The organism is Aliidiomarina celeris (assembly GCF_003316875.1).
In the GTDB taxonomy this organism is placed as follows: Bacteria; Pseudomonadota; Gammaproteobacteria; order Enterobacterales; family Alteromonadaceae; genus Aliidiomarina; species Aliidiomarina celeris.
The window spans coordinates 574427-592451 of the sequence record NZ_QMIL01000002.1 but is presented as its reverse complement, the minus strand read 5'-3'; the positions used below and the strand labels follow the sequence as shown (position 1 = coordinate 592451).

Genomic DNA, 18025 nt, shown 5'->3' with positions numbered 1-18025 from the left:
ATTACCCTTCCCCTTTCAGTCCTTCAATAGCCAGTAATGCACGTTTCATAGCAAGCCCACCCGCATAACCGCCCAATGTTCCATCGGCAGCAATAACCCGATGACACGGAATAATAATCGCAATCGGATTGCGGCCATTGGCCTGACCCACCGCTTGAAACCCTTTCGGTCTGTCTACGCGTTCTGCCAGCTCTTTATAAGACCACGTTTGCCCGTATGGAATTTGCTGCAAAGCCTGCCACACGCGCTGCTGAAATGGCGTGCCATGCGGTAAAACCGGCACGGTAAATTGCTTTCGCTGCCCGGCCAAGTACTCTTCCAGCTGCTGCACTGCCGCCTCTATGTGTGCATTGTCGCTTTTCGTTACGCCATTGCTTTTGCCAACAGCTGCGTCGCTAGCAAACGAAAGTGCGGTTAACCCTTGCGTATTCGCACTTAGGCGAATAGGGCCTATGCTCGACTGAAAAACCAAACTTTGCATGCACCACCTAGCTCTGGCTGTTTCTGCTCGTCGTCGCAGTATGCCAGTATTAGAGCTCGACTTCTATTGCCAAGCCAGCCAAACAAGGCTAGTTTCGTTACACTTTGTTACCGCTTGGGTTTGAGTGTTTACTAAAAAAGCGGATAGAATCAGAAATGACAACATTCTAAAGGGGAAATTACATGTTTAAGCGTCTCGCTGTTGCCAGTGCAATTGCTTTTGCACTTGGTGTGTCCGGTTACTCCGCACCTACTTTTGCGCAGGAAGCCGAAGAAAAAGAAGAAATGACCTACGCCAAGCTCACCGAAGAGCTGAGCAAAAAAGAAGGGTTGTTTAACCTTTACCAGAACGAAGAAACCGGCGAAATGATGTTTTCGCTTACCGAAGAGCAGTTAAACACACCTTTCCTGCACTTTGTTGTAACCGCAGACGGCGTGCTTGAAGCCGGCCATTTCCGTGGCAGTTACCGCGACTCAAAACTCATTGAATTCCGTCGTTACTTCGACCGAATCGACGTGATTACGCGCCCGAATCGTTACCAATTCGACGAAAACAGCGCTCTGAGCCGCGCGGCAGAGGCGAACATGAGTACGTCTGTGCTGGCGAGTTTGAAAATTAAGCATGAAGAAGACGGGCGCATTGTACTGGCTGCCGACGACTTATTCCTCAGCGAAGCCCTTCACAAAGTGTCTCCGTGGCAGCGCCCTGGTGGTAACGGTGGCGGCTTCAGTGTTGGTCAACTAAATAAAGCCAGCTCTCGGGTTGTCAACGATCGAGTTTATCCAGAAAACATCGATGTAGTTGTTGATTATGTATTTAGTAATCCGAATCCTACTTCTGGCGGTACCGGCGCAATAGCAGACCCTCGCTCAACCTCTGTAACGGTGCAGCATTCGCTTATTGCACTGCCAGAAAATGATTATCAACCACGCCGTGACGACGCTCGTGTGGGTTATTTCACACAAGAATTCGACAACATGACGTCGGCCGATTGGGCCCCTTACAACGACGTCATTAACCGTTGGAATTTGGTTAAAAAAGACCCGTCTGCTGCCATTTCAGACCCAATAGAACCTATTGTATTTTGGCTTGAAAACACCACACCTGTTGAGTGGCGCGATGTTATCACCGAAGGTGTACTCGGCTGGAACAAAGCCTTTGAAGCTGCAGGCTTTAGTAACGCCCTTGAGGTTCGCATTCAGCCCGACGACGCAGACTGGGACGCAGGCGATATTCGCTATAACACCATTCGTTGGACCTCCTCACCGAACCCACCATTTGGTGGCTACGGCCCTTCGTTGGCGCACCCTGAAACAGGGCAAATTATTGCGGCCGACATTATGATGGAATACGTGTACATGACCAACCGCTGGATCGAAGGTGAAATTTTCGATGCCAATGGTATGCAAAAAACAGAAGGTGAAGGCCTTTACTGCAGCCAAGGTCATTTAGTACACGAAGGTCTGGTAACCGGTCAGGCGATGGCTGGACTGCTCGGTAACGAGTCGGTCGACGACAATGAGTTACTGCGCCAAGGTATGATTCACGTCATTCTTCACGAAGTGGGCCACACCCTCGGTTTAAACCACAACATGAAAGCGTCAATTTTGTGGGATCATGAGCAAATTCATAACCAAGAGCTCACGCAAGGCGTATTAACCGGCTCAGTAATGGATTATTCACCTGTGAATATTGCGCCTCCCGGCAAGCAACAAGGTGACTTCTATCAATGGGTTGTTGGACCATACGACACTTGGGCCATTGAATACGGATATAGCCCTGCCGCGAGTAACGCGGAAGCAGAAGAAGCCCGCTTGGAAGAAATTCTTAGCCGTTCGCATGAGCATGAACTTGCCTTTGGTAACGACGCCGATGACATGCGCGCTCCAGGTCGCCACATTGACCCACGCGTAATGATTGGCGATGCCTCTTCAAACCCAGTGGCTTACGCCCGCGACCGCTTTGCCTTGGTCAACCAAACCTTTGGTAACCTCTTAAACGACGCTCGCGTTGAAGGTCAGTCGCATCAGCAACTTACAACCATTGCAAGTCGCTTATTTGGTGCCTACTTTACTCAGGCGGGCGTAATTTCTCGCCAAATTGGTGGTGTATACGTAGAGCGTGCCGTGGTAGGACAAGCCGACGTAACGCCGTTCACACCGGTGCCAAAAGAAACCCAAAAAGACGCTATGGAAACCCTAGCGAATCATGTCTTTGCTCCAAACGTATTGGAGTCGATGGAGCCTGTTCTGGCCTACATGCAGCGCCAGCGCCGTGGCTTTAATCACTACGGTAACAACGAAGATCCGAAGTTCCACGACATGGTTTACATGATGCAGCAGAACGTATTGAACCACGTGATGCACCCTGCAACCACCAAGCGTATTACCGACTCAACCCGCTATGGCAACACCTACAACTTACACGAGGTGATGACTGACTTGACTGACGCTATCTTCCCGTCGGGAACCGAAATCAGTACCACCAGCCGTAACTTGCAAGTGAACTATGTGCAGCGCCTCATTAGCGCTACGGGATTAGACGGTGACACGCCTTACGATCATATTAGCCGCACCTCTGCTTATGCTCAGCTCGAGCGTATTCGCAGCATGCGCGCGCCGCGCCGTTCAAGCTTTGAATTGGTTGCGCATTATGATTACTTGAAGCGTTTAATCGACTCTGCACTTGAGTCGTAAGTACCCTTGAGTACATAACATGAAACTGGGTCCTGCCACCCTCGTTGCCGCGGCCTTTATAGGCCCCGGCACAGTGGTTACCGCGTCGGTGGCAGGTGCTCATTACGGATACGCCCTCGTTTGGGCACTTGCATTCGCCACCATTGCTACCCTGATATTACAAGAAATGGCCGCCCGCATTGGTGTGGTTACTCAACAAGGTCTCGGCGAAAACCTTCGCCATTTAGTGCAACACCCTCTGCTTCGTTTGCCTTTTTACACACTGGTTATAGCGGCTGTTGTGGTGGGTAACGCTGCCTACCAAGGGGGCAATTTAACCGGCGCGAGTATTGGCGCTGAAACACTCTTTCAGTATCGCCACAGTGAATTCAACCTGTGGGCCCTTGTTATTGGCGTTGTCGCCGCTCTGGTGTTGTGGCAAGGCCATTATAAAACCGTTGAGCGAACCTTAATTGGCTTGGTTGCGCTCATGAGCATTGCCTTTCTAATTACTTTTGTACTTACCAAGCCTAATCTTTTTGCGCTACTACAGGGCTTTATACCGCGCCTGCCCGACGGCGCAGCCCTTACCATGATGGCGCTTATCGGCACTACTGTTGTGCCCTATGCACTTTTTCTGCACGCCGACAGCGCACGTGAACGTTGGCATTCTCTCTCTTCCAACCAAGACATTACGCAAGCCTTGCAAGAAGCACGGCAAGATATCGTTATTTCAATTCCACTCGGCGGGTTAATTACCCTCGCCATTTTGTCGACCGCAGCCTCTGCCTTTTTTGTTCATCAACTCACTATACAAGGCCCCGCCGACTTAGCCTTATCCATGGAGCCCATCTTCGGCTCTTTTGCCAGCGTACTGATGGGTGCCGGGCTTTTTGCTGCCGGCATTTCTTCCGCAATTACCGCGCCGCTCGCCTCCGCTTATGCGCTCACTGGGCTGTTAGGCTGGTCGCAGAACCTTCGCGGTAGCGCTTTTCGGGCTGTTTGGGCCACTATTTTAGTTATCGGTGTGGTGTTAGCATCACTCAGCATCAAGCCACTGAGCCTGATCGCCTTCGCGCAGGTGACGAACGGTATTTTGCTGCCCTTAATCACGCTGTTTCTACTCTTCGCGGTCAACCATAAACGCATGGGGCCGTTTAAAAACTCTCGCATGCAAAATGTACGCGGCGTGCTTGTGTTTATGTTCGCTTTGTTCCTTTGTGTTCGCACCTTAGTTCTACTTTAAATCCATTAACGCGTTTAAAGCTTTACTCTGCCCCCAGAATTAAAAAACCCCGCATGAATGCGGGGTTTTTATCTGGCTTTTACTTAAGAGCGCTTACCAAAGAACTACGCGCTCTTCAGGTGCGAGGTACATTCCGTCGCCTTCTTTCACGTCAAAGGCTTGGTAGAAGCCTGGAATATTGCGTGGTGCGCCGAGTGCGCGGTATTGGCCTGGCGAGTGCGGGCCACGTGCTAACTGCGCGCGCATGGCGTCGTCGCGGAACTTGATTTTCCAAATTTGCGCCCAGCTCAAGAAGAAACGCTGCTCGCCTGTAAAGCCGTCAAGTACCGGTGACGCGTCATCGCCGAGTGACTTCTGATAAGCACGGTAAGCACTTAACAAGCCCACATGGTCACCAATGTTTTCACCCAATGAAATACGGCCGTCGATATTCATACCCGGCAGTGGTTCAAACTGTGAATATTGTTCAACAAGCACGTTCGCTAACGCTTCAAACTGCTGACGATCTTGGTCAGTCCACCAGTTGCGTAAGTTTCCGCTGCCGTCATAACGCGAGCCTTGGTCGTCGAACCCATGGCCAATTTCATGACCAATTACCGCACCAATACCACCGTAGTTAACAGCGTCGTCGGCATACATGTCGAAGAATGGCGGCTGCAAAATACCCGCTGGGAACACAATTTCGTTCGCCGTTGGGCTGTAGTAAGCGTTTACTGTTTGCGGCGACATACCCCAGCGCGTGCGATCTACAGGCTGACCGAGGTCTGCAATATTTTCGTCGTAGCTAAAGTTGGCCAAACGAATGGTATTGCCAATCAGGTCGTCTGCAGAAATCTCCAGCGCAGAGTAATCCTTCCACTTGTCTGGGTAGCCAATTTTCGGCGTAAAGTTAGCGAGTTTTTCCAACGCTTGTACTTTAGTGTCGTCCGTCATCCACTCGAGTTCATTGATCGACTCTTCCATGGCTTCAAGCAGGTTATCAATCAACTCACCCATGCGCGCTTTTGCTTCTGGTGGGAAGTAACGTGCTACGTATTCTTGCCCCAATACTTCGCCTAACGCACCGTTCGTCGCTTGCACACCACGCTTCCAGCGCTCTTGCTGTTCTGGCGTACCGCTTAATGTAGTGGAGTAAAAGTCAAACTGTAGATCAGCAAAATTACTGCTCAAACGCGAAGCGAAGCCACCGAGTAAACGCATTTGCAGGTAGTCTTTCCACGTTGCTAGGTCGGTGTCGTTGTACATTTGGCCTAAAGCCTCAATGTACGAAGGTGTATTCACAATCACATACTCTGCCGCTTCAATACCTGCAATACTCGCCATTGCGTCGTAATCGATATCACCCATCAGTGCGCGAACTTCGTCAATGGTCATTTTGTTGTAACGCGCTTCCGCGTCACGAATTTCTAACCGTGTCCAGTGGTGGCCGGCAAGCGTGTATTCAAGGTCGTAAACGCTTTGCGCAGCAGCGGCTGGGTTCGCATGCCCCATTTCAGTAAACATCGCGGTTAAATATTCAACGTACTTAGTACGAATATTTTCAAACTGTTCGCCGTCACGGAAGTAGTAATCGCGATCAGGAAGGCCAAGACCCGACTGACTCAAGTGCAGTGCATAAATTTCTGGGTTCTTCGCGTCGGTCGAAATATAGAAGCCAAAAGGTCCACCTAGGCCGTCACGGCGCATTTCTGCCATTGTGGTGGTGAGCTGTTGGTGGCTGTCAATGGCTGCAATGCGGTCAAGCATCGGCTGGATCGGGCTCAAACCCAACTCTTCAATGCGGTCTTCGTTCATAAAGCTCGCGTAGAAGTCGCCAATTTTCTGTTCATTGCTGCCAACGGGGGCATCTTTTTGCGCCGCGTCTTCAATAATACTGCGCAAACGACGCTCGTTTTCTTGGGCGAGCAGGTCGAATGCGCCGTAACGCGCGCGGTCACTTGGAATTTCAGTGTTTTCGTACCAAGTACCGTTTACGAACATAAATAGGTCGTCTTGCGGACGCACGCTGGTATCAAAATCTTCGAGCATAAGCCCTGAACGTAATTCAGTTTCTGCTTGTGTGTTCGTTTCTTCAACATTTGCGCAGCCAATTAGGCCTAAAGCCATAACCACGCCTGCTGCTGCTAATTTCACTTTTAACATGCACTTGCCTCGTTGTTGTCTATTCAAAATTGAAACAATTCGTTATCTATCAGTTAAAACATGTGTCCGAATTTCGCGCTCTTGGTCGCCAAATAATGCTGGTTATGTGGCGTGCCTTCGGTAATGTGAGCAATACGTTCTACTATTTGTAACCCTTGTTCCGCTAGTGCTTCCAGCTTTTTGGGATTATTGGTCATTAATTTGAGTTGTGTCACGCCAAGGTCGGCAAAAATGCCCGCCGCAATGTCGTATTCTCGAGCGTCCGCTGCGAAACCAAGAATTTCATTCGCTTCAACCGTATCCAATCCTTTGTCTTGTTCGGCGTAAGCGCGGATTTTATTTATTAAGCCAATGCCTCGCCCTTCTTGGCGTAAATACACCAAAACACCGCGCCCTTCTTTTGCTATTTTTTCCAGTGCGGCATGCAGCTGTGGACCACAGTCACAACGTTGGCTAAACAACGCGTCACCCGTTAGGCATTCAGAGTGCACGCGTGCGAGCACAGGCTCTCCGTTTGCAACGTCGCCAAGCACCATAGCCACATGCTCTTTGCCACGCTTGTCGGTATAGCCTACTAACGTAAACTCAGCAAACGGGGTAGGTAATTTTGTGCTGGCAGCACGGGTAATCACGGAACTACTCGACGGGGAGGAAAACGGCTTAGGCATAGGACTTCATTCATTTCACTAAGGGAACCCCTTATATGGGGCTCGTTGCTATCAGGATCAAGCTTAATCGCTCTAGTTTACTCTTCGTCTGCCAAGAAGTCGATCAAGGCAGCGAGCGGCATGGGTTTGGCAAAATAATAGCCTTGCATGGCCTTCGCACCGCATGTTTCGACAAAACGGGCTTGCACCTCGGTCTCAACGCCCTCGGCAATCACATCAATCCCTAACTCGTTGGCCATGGCAATAATACCGCGCACAATAGCACCGTCTCGATTTGGGTCTTGAATATCGGCAATAAAACTGCGGTCGATTTTTAACTGATTCGCAGGGAGGTCTTTCAAATACGACAAACTTGAAAAGCCGGTGCCAAAGTCGTCAATCGAAATACCGAGCTCACGTTGGCGCAGCGACTTCAAAATTTGAATGGCTTCGCGCTGGTCCTCCACGAGAATACTCTCGGTAAGCTCTAAACGCAGCTTATTGGCGGGGAACTTCGAGCGGCGAATATGGTGCTCGAGCGACTCGACAAAATTTGCCCTCTGAAACTGCACTGCCGACAAATTCACGGCTAGGGTAATATCTCGCATTGTACGAATGGTTAATCCATCTTCACAGGCTTGCTGCAATACCCACGCGCTCATGGGAATAATTTGTCCGCTGTCTTCTGCCAGCGGAATAAACTCAGCAGGTGACACAAATCGGCCCGGCTCGATTTCCCAGCGCAGTAGCGCTTCAACCCCAACCACTTTACGCGAGCCACAGGCGACCACCGGTTGGTAATAGAGCATCAATTCATTTTTATCGATCGCCTGCTGAAGTTGGTTACGCAAAACCACCGCTTCGTGGAAGCGTTCAATTAAATTCTTTGCAAAAAACTGGTAATGGTTGCGGCCTTGTCGTTTCGCTTGGTACATCGCCATGTCGGCGTGCTGAATCAGCAGTTTCGGGTCTGCTGGCGATTCAGATGTGGTTGTTATGCCAACACTGGCAGTAATATACAAACGGTAGTCGTCAATATGAAAGGGCTGTGCAATGGCGCTGAGAATATGGTTTACCAATGCTTCTAAACGAGCGGCACTGGTGTCGCCGGTTACCACAATAACAAACTCGTCACTGCCAAAACGCGACGCCAGTACGCCCTCAGTGCAGCAACGCTCTAGCCGCTTTGCCGTTTCCACCAAAAGCTTGTCGCCAACAATTAAGCCGAGGCTATCGTTAATAGGTTTAAAGCCGTCGAGGTCAATAAACATTACCGCCACGCGCTGCTGACTTCGGCTCACCTGCTCACAGGCGTTAAGTAACGTGCGTTCAATTACCGCCCGGTTTGCTAATCCGGTTAGCTTATCTTGCGTGGCCTGCGCGCGCAGCAATACCCTTTGACGCCGCAATATTTGCCCATTCTCGGTACTAATCACCAAAAATACCGCTAACAAGTAACCGCCTAACAACACGAGCGTGTGAATATTCGCCATAAAGCGCAGTTCGCTCGTGTCGGCTAAATACACATTTAGCAGCGTCGGTGGCGAATACGGCAAATAAAGTGGTGCTTGGGTGTAAAACAGGCTTCGATCCCGCGCAACTTCAGTCGAGAGTATTTCGGTAAAGTGCCCGCGACTACTCAATAAGACTTCACCAAACTGCGCATAGGTTTTGAATGAAGAGTTGAGCTCCGAGAGTGTCGGGTTTACTAAACTGGCAAAGTCAAACACGGTGACAACAAAAGCATACAATTCTCCGTGGCGGAAAACCGGCAAGCGCAGTACCACAACGGGTACACTTTCTCGAATAGAAAAGCGCGGAATTAAAATTGCAGCATAGGGTTCGGGTTTGCTTAACCACGCCTGTAATTCAGCATCGGTTTGTTCTCCTGCACTAAAACGAGGCGCAAAAGCAGGGCCACCGGTTCGGTTTCGTTCCCAAAGTAGATCACTGTTAGGCGCAAATAATAAAATGGAGCGAATATGAGTTTCATCATTTAAATAGCGCGTAATATCGAGCTCTTGTAAGCGCGCGAGCTCGTCGTCGCTGGCACTAGACCAACGCTCAACCAAGCGCGACATGAGGTTTACACTTCGCCATGAAGTTTCTTGTCGCTGTTTTGCAGCTTCACTGCTCATTGCAGTGCCTTCGCGCATCATGCTCTGTGCTTCGTGCACCGACAACGCAAACCAAATAAAGGTTGGAATTAAAATACCCCCAGCACCTACCATCATGCCAAACCGACTCGGTAAACGGGCCAGCTTAGTACCATGTTCACCACCAAACCAAATGGCGATAGCGATAGTTACCGTATAGAGAATAGAAATACTCACCACCATAGGGTGTGGGCCGAACAGCACATAGCCCGACTGCAACCACGACAGTCCAAAGTACAAGGTGCCGACAGCAAAAATAAAAACCGCACTATAGCGCCACGCCAAACGCTGCCAAGTCTGTTTAAAACCAAGCGTAATGAGCACGCCAATCAACACATACATAACCGACAGAGGCCAATGAATACTGGTGCTAATGAGCCCCGCTTGGATTGAAAAGATACTGCTGCCGTAGAGTAGGCTTTTACCAATGGAATAGCTGGCAAACCCTGCCACCAACAAGCCCACAATAACCCGTGGAATGGCATATTTGCGGGGGACTAAATAGAGGCCAAGACCACTTGCGAAGGCGGTGAGCGCGGCGGTCATAGAAATAACACGTTCGAGCGGTTGTGGGTTGGAGAGCGTTAAATTATAGGTAATGCCGCACACGCCGATCATGATTCCAATAAAGAGAATCGTGTAATAAGAAACACCGGCGGGAGACGGGTGGGTGCGCAGCGAAAAACTCAAGTTTAAACCTCAACGCTAGATTTAAACTTGAGCATAAAGAATGCACGCAGAAAGTTCAAAGACAAAATAAATTTAAAACATAAGTTCGAGCGGAACATACACCAACAAGGCCAACACCGTTAAGGTGATCGCCAATAATAAGGTATTGACCGAGTATTTGAGCACTCGGTACATGCCTACATTGGTTTCTTTCAGCGCCTTGCTGCGCGCCAGCAGGGGCGACACGCTGGAAAAAATAGCATTGCCTAAACCACGTTTATCTTGCGCTTCGTTGGGCACAATGGTGAATTTCATCAGTTGGCAATACAATGCATTGAACAAACGACCAAAGATATTCATCGGCCGAGCTACATCGAGCATCAGTATAAGCCGATGCTGATCCGTATTGTTGGCCACATGGTGCACATAGGTTTCGTCGAATAATATGGCTTCGCCGTCCCGCCACGAAAGCTTTTTGTCGTCTACGCTAATCCAGCAGTCGTCTGAATTTGGGGTGGCTAAGCCCAAATGGTAGCGAAATGAGCAGGCAAAAGGGTCGGAATGCGGGGTGAGTTTTGAGCCGGGCGGTAATAGGGTAAACATTGCGCCCTTAATATGTTTATTCTTAGCCACCAACGCCGACGTTTTAGGACACCGTTGCTTGCCCGAGTCGTGAGTATAGCCATACCATTTTAAGTAGAACTTGCTCCAGCCATATTTAAAAAAGGTACGAAAACCAACGTCGTAATAAGCGGGGGAGTCTTTACTTTTGGCCTGTTCGAACGATTGATTCGCCTGCAGCGCTAATGCTTCATCACGAATGTCCTGCCAGTTCTCTTGAATTTCTTTTAGTTCGGGGAAATCGTTTAAATTAAGCACGGGCTTACGTGCGTACTTGCGCGTATTCATGTACAACATGCAGTTGAGCGGCGCAAAAATAGGCCAGCATTTGCGCAAATAATGGCTAACATTCGGGTGTCGATAATCCCCTCGAAAGGCATACACATACACCATTGCGGCTAAGCTTCCCGCCAGCAATATCCCCATAACAATGAATAGAACGTTCCCCACAGCAAACCCCAGCATTTACTTATTGTTTACAAACATAGGCATACTGTACTGAAGGTCGGTGAAAAATCAAGTATAAAAAAACGGCTCCAAGGAGCCGTTTTTAGCGTATAACCGGAGAAGTGTATTACTTCCCTTTTTTAACTGCCTTTTTATTTGGCAAGTCGGTAATTGACCCTTCATAAATTTCTGCGGCTAAGCCGACCGATTCATGCAAAGTTGGGTGTGCGTGTACTGTAAGTGCGATATCTTCTGCGTCGCTACCCATTTCAATCGCTAAACATACTTCACCAAGTAATTCGCCCGCGTGAGCACCTACCATTGCACCACCAATAATGCGGTCGTTCTCTTTGTCGAAGATCAACTTGGTGAAACCGTCGGTAGCGCCGGAAGCAATCGCACGACCCGAGGCTGACCACGGGAAGGTAACCGCTTCGTATTTAATGCCCTGCTCTTTCGCTTCTTTCTCTGTTACACCAGCCCACGCTACTTCTGGGTCTGTGTACGCAATAGAAGGAATCACTTTCGGGTCGAAGAAATGTTTCTTACCTGAAATTACTTCTGCCGCCACATGGCCTTCATGCACCGCTTTATGCGCCAGCATAGGTTGACCCACAATGTCGCCAATCGCGAAAATATGCTTCACGTTGGTGCGCATTTGTTTATCTACTTCGATAAAGCCGCGGTCGGTAACCTTCACGCCTGCTTTGTCCGCACCAACCTTGCCACCGTTTGGTGTACGCCCAACGGCCACCAACACCGCGTCGTATTTCACCGGTTTTTCAGGCGCGTTTTTGCCTTCGAAAGTTACGTGAATACCGTCTTTTCTCGCTTCTACTTTAGTAACCTTGGTTTCCAGCATAATGTTGTCGAACTTCTTCGACATCGCTTTAGTAAACACTTTAATCAGGTCTTTGTCGGCTGCTGGAATAAGCTGGTCCATAAATTCAACCACGTCTAGGCTTGAACCCAACGCTTTGTATACACAGCCCATTTCCAAACCAATAATGCCGCCGCCAAGTACCAGCATTTTCTTCGGTACAAATGGCAATTCGAGCGCGTCGGTAGAATCCCAAATACGTTCGTCGTCATGTGGAATGAAGGGTAATTCAACCGGCTGAGAGCCCGCGGCAATAATCGCATGCTCAAATTTAATGGTCGTTTCTTCGTCGCCCACTACTTTCAGCTCATTTGCGCCAGTGAACTCACCTTTTCCGGTTACCACTTTCACTTTACGCATTTTCGACATCTGGCCTAGGCCACCGGTCAGCTGACCCACAACTTTTTCTTTGTGGGCGCGAATTTTGTCGAGGTCAATCTTAGGCTTGCCGAAATCAACACCTGCGTCGCTCATGTGCGCCGCGTCTTCAATATGTTTGGCAACGTGTAACAATGCTTTTGAAGGAATACACCCCACGTTCAAGCACACACCACCTAATACGTTGTAGCGTTCAACAATAACTACATCCAAACCTAGGTCGGCGGCACGGAATGCTGCAGAGTAACCGCCTGGGCCTCCGCCTAATACCACAACCTGTGTTTTCACTTCGTTGCTCATGATCACCCCTTAATTTATTCAATTGCTGCAGTGGTGTGTTGCCACCGCGTATCCCCAGTTTACTGGGGCACATTGTATCGAGAATTTAACGGCGCGTCTTGTGCAAATCCGCGACCATTGCCGCAGTTCATCCAAGCCGCACCTACATAACTTAATCGTTAAAGTATGATTTTTCGAATATCAGACAGCACTTGGCTCAAATACACAGAGAACCGTGCGGCAACCGCGCCGTCGATTACCCGGTGGTCATACGATAAGCTCAGCGGCAGCATAAGCCGTGGCTCGAACTCTTTGCCATTCCAAACCGGTTTCATATCGCTCTTCGACACCCCTAAAATTGCCACTTCGGGGGCGTTCACAATCGGCGTAAACGCCGTGCCGCCAATACCGCCTAAGCTGGAAATAGAGAAACACCCACCTTGCATATCTGCGGCTTTCAATTTGCCGTCTCGAGCGCGCAAGCTTACGTCTGTGAGTTCCCGCGAAAGTTCCACAATACCCTTCTTGTCTACGTCGCGAATCACCGGTACTACAAGCCCATTTGGCGTGTCCACCGCTATGCCAATATGAATGTACTTTTTCATAATCAAATGTTCACCGTCTGGGTGCAACGATGAATTGAATACAGGGTATTCCTGCATGGCTTTCGCTACGGCCTTCATGATGAATACCAGCGGCGTAAACTTCACGTCTGTTTTGCGCTTGGCTAGCTGTTCGTTTTCCGCTTTACGGAAGGCCTCAAGCTCAGTAATGTCGGCTTCGTCAAACTGCGTAACATGCGGAATGGTTACCCAGTTGCGGTGTAAGTTCGGCCCTGAAATTCGCTGAATACGGGTGAGTTCAACTTCTTCAACTTCACCAAACTTACTAAAGTCGACTTTCGGCTGCGCAATAACCTGCAAGCCACCTTCACCGCCGGTGTTGGGCGCCGCCGACGCTTTCGGTCTGGAGAGTTCATACTTCACAAAGTCTTGCACGTCTTCTTTTAAAATTCGCGCTTTCGGCCCACTGCCTTTTACTTTATTTAAGTCGACACCAAATTCCCGTGCAACACGGCGCACTGCTGGCGAAGCGTGTGGAATTTTATCGCCCTTGTCTTTGCGGCCAAGCGGATGGTCTGGCACCGGCGGTTCGCGGCGGCTACTGCTGTCGGTTTTCGAAGCCTCAGCATTCGACTCCGCATCGCTGCTTTGATCTTCGCTTGTTTCGCTGTGGTCAGTCGATTCAGCCTCTGCTTCCGCGGCACCCTCGCTTTCCACTTCAAGCTCGAGCACTAGCGAGCCTTCGCTCACTTTATCGCCCACTTTCACTTTCAGGCTCTTTACCACACCCGCCTGCGGGCTCGGTACATCCATCGTCGCTTTGTCGGTTTCGAGAGTAATTAAACCGTCTTCCGCGGCAATCTCGTCTCCTTCGGCAACCAACACATCGATTACATCAACTTCACCGTCAGAACCAATATCGGGAACCTTCACCTCAATGACTGAAGTGCCCGCCGACGCTTTTTCTTTCGCCTGCTTAGGCTCTTGCTTAGGCGCTTCCTTGGGTTCTTCTTTAGCTTCTTGCTTCGTGTCTTGCTCAGGCTCGTGTTCCGCGTCGCTATCGCTATTCGCTGCTTCAATGAGTGCGAGTAAATCGCCCTCATTTATTTTATCGCCCACACTTACTTTTAAGTCGGCAATCTTGCCCGCAAAGGGTGCAGGAATATCCATGGTCGCTTTGTCGGTTTCAACCGTGACCAAAGCGTCTTCCGCCTCAACCGAGTCGCCTGTAGCCACCAGTACTTCGATAACTTCTACCGCTTCCCCACCGACGTCGGGAACGCGCACTTCTTTTGCATCTGCCATGTTCTGCTCCTTATGCGTACAGTGGGTTCATTTTGTCGGTATCAAGACCAAAGTCTTTGATCGCCTTCACCACAACTTGCTTGTCGATATCGCCCGCCTTCGCTAATTCAGCCAGCGCGGCCACCACAATATACTCCGCATTTACTTCAAAATGACGGCGCAAGTTTTCACGACTGTCGGAGCGACCAAAACCGTCGGTGCCCAGCACTCGATAAGGCCCTGGAACCCATGCCCGCACTTGATCTGCATAGAGTTTCACATAATCGGTTGCCGCAATAACGGGTCCTTTCCCACTTTCTAAAACGCTCGTAATAAAAGCCTGCTTCTCTTTCTTAGTCGGGTTCAGCATGTTGTAGCGCTCTGTATCTAAGCCGTCGCGCGCTAACTCGTTGAAAGACGTTGCACTGTAAACCGTTGCACTGACCTTGAAATCCTTTTTCAGAATTTCTGCCGCACGGCGTACTTCCTGCAAAATCGTACCCGAGCCCATTAAGCGCACTTCGCCTGCGGCCTTACTGGCTTTTACCTGATCAAGCTGATAAATACCGCGCAATATGCCTTCTTCCACACCTTCCGGCATTTCCGGCTGCTTGTAGTTCTCGTTCATTACCGTAATGTAATAGAACACATTTTCCTGCTCGCCAAACATCCGGCGCATACCGTCTTGCACAATTACCGCCACTTCATAGCCATACGTTGGGTCGTAAGTGACACAGTTCGGCACGGTACCAAAGTGCAAGTGGCTATGCCCGTCTTGGTGTTGTAAACCTTCGCCATTCAGCGTTGTGCGCCCAGCTGTACCGCCAATCAAGAAACCACGCGTTTGACTGTCGCCAGCCGCCCACACCAAGTCCCCAACACGTTGGAAACCAAACATGGAGTAATAAATGTAAACGGGGATCATCGGCTCGTTATTGGTCGAATAGCTGGTACCCGCAGCTACCCAAGATGCCATCGCGCCAAGTTCGTTAATCCCTTCTTGAAGCACTTGGCCCTTTTTGTCTTCCCGATAATAGGCCACTTGGTCGGCGTCTTGCGGGGTATATTTCTGCCCTTGGCTCGAATAAATTCCAACTTGACGGAACAGACCTTCCATGCCGAACGTGCGCGCTTCATCAGGAATAATAGGAACCACACGCTGACCCACTTTCTTGTCTTTCAACATCGCGGTCAGCACTCGAACAAACGCCATAGTGGTTGAAATTTCACGGTCACCCGAGCCTTTCAATACCGCCTCAAACGCTTTGAGCGAGGGAACCTCAAGCTCTTTGTCGGTTTCCGCTCTACGCACCGGCATAAAGCCACCGAGCTTCTCACGGCGTTCGCGCATATATTTCAGCTCGTCGCTGTCTTCTGGAAAACGGTAGTATGGAATGTCTTCCAATTCTGCGTCTTTAATTGGAATGTTAAAGCGGTCACGGAAATGCTTAATGGCGTCCATTTCCATTTTTTTCACTTGGTGGGCAACGTTTTTGCCTTCACCCGCAGCGCCCATGCCGTAGCCTTTCACGGTTTTCGCCAGAATAACTTGTGGCCGGCCTTTAGTGTTCACTGCTTTGTGATAAGCCGCATACACTTTTACTGGGTCGTGGCCACCACGGTTTAAGCGCCAAATATCTTCGTCGGAAAGGTTTGCCACCATGGCTTTGGTTTCTTCCGTTTTGCCAAAGAAGTTGTCGCGCGTGTACGCACCGCCTTTCGCTTTGTAGTTTTGATACTCGCCATCTACGCTGGTTTGCATAATTTCGGCAAGCTTGCCTTCGGTATCGCGATACAATAGCGGGTCCCAATAGCGGCCCCAAATCACTTTAATTACTTCCCAGCCAGCGCCACGGAAAGTACCTTCCAGTTCCTGAATAATCTTACCGTTACCGCGCACAGGGCCGTCGAGGCGCTGCAAGTTACAGTTAATAATAAACGTAAGGTTGTCGAGCCCTTCACGACTGGCTAAACCAATGGCACCTAAGCTTTCTGGCTCATCCACTTCGCCGTCGCCCAAGAAGCAATACACGCGCTGGTTCGAACAGTCTTTAATGCCTCGATCGGTGAGGTACTTTAAGAAGCGCGCTGTGTAAATCGCCTGCATTGGCCCCAAGCCCATGGAAACCGTCGGAAATTGCCAGAATTCAGGCATGAGTTTGGGGTGCGGGTAACTCGACAGCCCACCGCCTTCCACTTCTTGGCGGAATCCGTCAAGTTGTTCTTCAGTAATACGCCCCTCAAGGAAGGCTCGCGCATAAATACCCGGCGAGGCATGCCCTTGAATAAACAGAAAATCGCCGCCGTCTTCGCCCGGGGCACGGAAAAAGTGATTAAAACCAATGTCGTACAGCATAGCCGAGGAGGCGAAACTTGAAATGTGACCGCCCAGCTCGAGCTCTTTCTTAGAAGCGCGCAGAACCATGGCAAGCGCATTCCAACGTATCGCAGCACGAATTCGAGCTTCTAAGGTTTGATCACCCGGCATTACCGGCTCTTGGCTCACCGGAATGGTATTTAAATAAGCGGTGGTCGGTTGATAAGGTAAATAAGCACCACTGCGGCGCGCTTTGTCGATCAGTTGCTCTAACAGAAAGTGCGCTCGTTCAGGGCCTTCCTCGTCCAGCACTGCTTCAAGCGAGTCTAGCCATTCCAGTGTTTCTTGCGGATCAATATCGTTACGTTCTTGCTCTGCCATAACGGCTCCTTCTACCTTCAACGTGTCGCTACCTTATTCACTTTGGCAGCGACTGAATCGGAATTAAAGCTCACTGCGCCGAAGTACACGCTGCACTCGGCTGAGCTCTCGGTTTAATTGCAATAATACATGTTCGATGTAGGCTAAATGGGCGTGACAAGCTTCACGTGCTTGCTCTGGCTCCCGCGCAATAATAGCCTCCACTAAGGCTTTACGATGTTCGTTTAACTGGTCAAGTACATGGCTACGGTCATGCAGTTGTTCTAAGTTCTTACGAATATTGTCTTCGAGTAGGTCTTTCATGCCGCGCACTAAGTGCAGCAACACCACATTATGCGACGCTTCGGTTACGGCAATATAAAAATCAACCAATGCTTTGGCCTGTTGCGCAACGCTAAACTCCTGCTCTGTTGCCGCCCTAAACATGGCTTCGATACGCTCAAGGTCAGCGTCTGTGCCGCGTAACGCAGCAAAGTAAGCGGAAACGCTCTCGAGCGCATGTCGAAATTCGAGTAAGTCGAACTGCGATTCTGGATGGCGCGCCAGCAAGTCAAACAAGGGATCGGCAACCTGTTGGTCTAAAGCTCCAGCAATATAGGTACCACCGCCTTGCCGACGAGACACTAACCCGCGCACTTCTAACTTTTGAATGGCTTCGCGCAACGACGGCCGCGAGACATGAAACTGCTTGGCCAAATCGCGCTCAGAGGGCAGGCGCTCACCGGCCGCCCACGTGCCATTGACAATCAGCGATTCAACCTGACTGACAATAACATCGGACAACTTCGTATGTTGAATACGGCCAATGTCGCTCATTGTTATTCAATAACCTCACTTTTCCCATCGCTGGTTATTTGGT

11 protein-coding genes are annotated in these 18025 nt (G+C 50.0%); 2 read left to right on the top strand and 9 right to left on the bottom strand.

The window, feature by feature from the left end:
* Nucleotide 1: 1 nt before the first annotated feature.
* Nucleotides 2–481 (bottom strand): methylated-DNA--[protein]-cysteine S-methyltransferase, encoded by a 480-nt coding sequence (locus DQW12_RS07000; RefSeq protein ID WP_113907109.1) that lies wholly within the window; start codon nt 479–481, stop codon nt 2–4.
* Nucleotides 482–663: 182 nt separating this feature from the next.
* Between DQW12_RS07000 and DQW12_RS06995 the strand changes: the two genes are divergently transcribed.
* The gene (locus DQW12_RS06995) at nt 664–3177 is read left to right on the top strand and encodes a zinc-dependent metalloprotease (protein WP_113907108.1); all 2514 of its coding nucleotides are present in this window, start codon (nt 664–666) and stop codon (nt 3175–3177) included.
* Between the two features lie 19 nt (nt 3178–3196).
* Nucleotides 3197–4402 carry an Nramp family divalent metal transporter gene (locus tag DQW12_RS06990; RefSeq protein ID WP_113907107.1) on the top strand — a complete coding sequence of 402 codons (1206 nt, stop codon included), beginning with the start codon at nt 3197–3199 and terminating at the stop codon, nt 4400–4402.
* A gap of 93 nt (nt 4403–4495) precedes the next feature.
* Here the strand turns inward: DQW12_RS06990 and DQW12_RS06985 are convergent, their stop codons facing one another.
* The 8 genes from DQW12_RS06985 to pdhR all read right to left on the bottom strand — a co-directional run bounded on the left by DQW12_RS06985 (nt 4496) and on the right by pdhR (nt 17982).
* A complete protein-coding gene (locus DQW12_RS06985; protein ID WP_113907106.1) occupies nt 4496–6544 on the bottom strand; it encodes a M13 family metallopeptidase in 2049 nt (682 codons plus the stop codon).
* Nucleotides 6545–6597: 53 nt separating this feature from the next.
* The gene (gene ribA / locus DQW12_RS06980) at nt 6598–7212 is read right to left on the bottom strand and encodes a GTP cyclohydrolase II (RefSeq protein WP_113907105.1); all 615 of its coding nucleotides are present in this window, start codon (nt 7210–7212) and stop codon (nt 6598–6600) included.
* A gap of 77 nt (nt 7213–7289) precedes the next feature.
* Complete coding sequence (locus DQW12_RS06975) at nt 7290–10037, bottom strand: putative bifunctional diguanylate cyclase/phosphodiesterase (protein ID WP_157957869.1); 2748 nt, start codon at nt 10035–10037, stop codon at nt 7290–7292.
* Nucleotides 10038–10109: 72 nt separating this feature from the next.
* Nucleotides 10110–11087, bottom strand: coding sequence for an aspartyl/asparaginyl beta-hydroxylase domain-containing protein (locus DQW12_RS06970; RefSeq protein ID WP_198683919.1), 978 nt, complete (start codon nt 11085–11087; stop codon nt 10110–10112).
* 124 nt (nt 11088–11211) lie between these two features.
* The gene (lpdA, locus tag DQW12_RS06965; RefSeq protein WP_113907102.1) at nt 11212–12642 is read right to left on the bottom strand and encodes a dihydrolipoyl dehydrogenase; all 1431 of its coding nucleotides are present in this window, start codon (nt 12640–12642) and stop codon (nt 11212–11214) included.
* A 158-nt stretch (nt 12643–12800) separates the two neighbouring features.
* Nucleotides 12801–14489, bottom strand: coding sequence for a dihydrolipoyllysine-residue acetyltransferase (gene aceF, locus DQW12_RS06960; RefSeq protein ID WP_113907101.1), 1689 nt, complete (start codon nt 14487–14489; stop codon nt 12801–12803).
* 10 nt (nt 14490–14499) lie between these two features.
* Nucleotides 14500–17166: a pyruvate dehydrogenase (acetyl-transferring), homodimeric type gene (gene aceE, locus DQW12_RS06955; RefSeq protein ID WP_113907100.1), complete on the bottom strand. Its 2667-nt coding sequence runs from the start codon at nt 17164–17166 to the stop codon at nt 14500–14502.
* Between the two features lie 63 nt (nt 17167–17229).
* On the bottom strand, nt 17230–17982 hold the full coding sequence (gene pdhR, locus DQW12_RS06950) for a pyruvate dehydrogenase complex transcriptional repressor PdhR (protein ID WP_113907099.1): 753 nt from the start codon (nt 17980–17982) through the stop codon (nt 17230–17232).
* Between the last annotated feature and the right edge of the window lie 43 nt (nt 17983–18025).

Bases quoted from the DNA above. Each gene is read 5' to 3' on its own strand.
- DQW12_RS07000 (WP_113907109.1), bottom strand. From the start codon at position 481: ATGCAAAGTTTGGTTTTTCAGTCGAGCATAGGCCCTATTCGCCTAAGT.
- ribA (WP_113907105.1), bottom strand. From the start codon at position 7,212: ATGCCTAAGCCGTTTTCCTCCCCGTCGAGTAGTTCCGTGATTACCCGT.
- aceF (WP_113907101.1), bottom strand. From the start codon at position 14,489: ATGGCAGATGCAAAAGAAGTGCGCGTTCCCGACGTCGGTGGGGAAGCG.
- aceE (WP_113907100.1), bottom strand. From the start codon at position 17,166: ATGGCAGAGCAAGAACGTAACGATATTGATCCGCAAGAAACACTGGAA.
- DQW12_RS06985 (WP_113907106.1), bottom strand. From the start codon at position 6,544: ATGTTAAAAGTGAAATTAGCAGCAGCAGGCGTGGTTATGGCTTTAGGC.
- DQW12_RS06990 (WP_113907107.1), top strand. From the start codon at position 3,197: ATGAAACTGGGTCCTGCCACCCTCGTTGCCGCGGCCTTTATAGGCCCC.
- pdhR (WP_113907099.1), bottom strand. From the start codon at position 17,982: ATGAGCGACATTGGCCGTATTCAACATACGAAGTTGTCCGATGTTATT.
- lpdA (WP_113907102.1), bottom strand. From the start codon at position 12,642: ATGAGCAACGAAGTGAAAACACAGGTTGTGGTATTAGGCGGAGGCCCA.
- DQW12_RS06995 (WP_113907108.1), top strand. From the start codon at position 664: ATGTTTAAGCGTCTCGCTGTTGCCAGTGCAATTGCTTTTGCACTTGGT.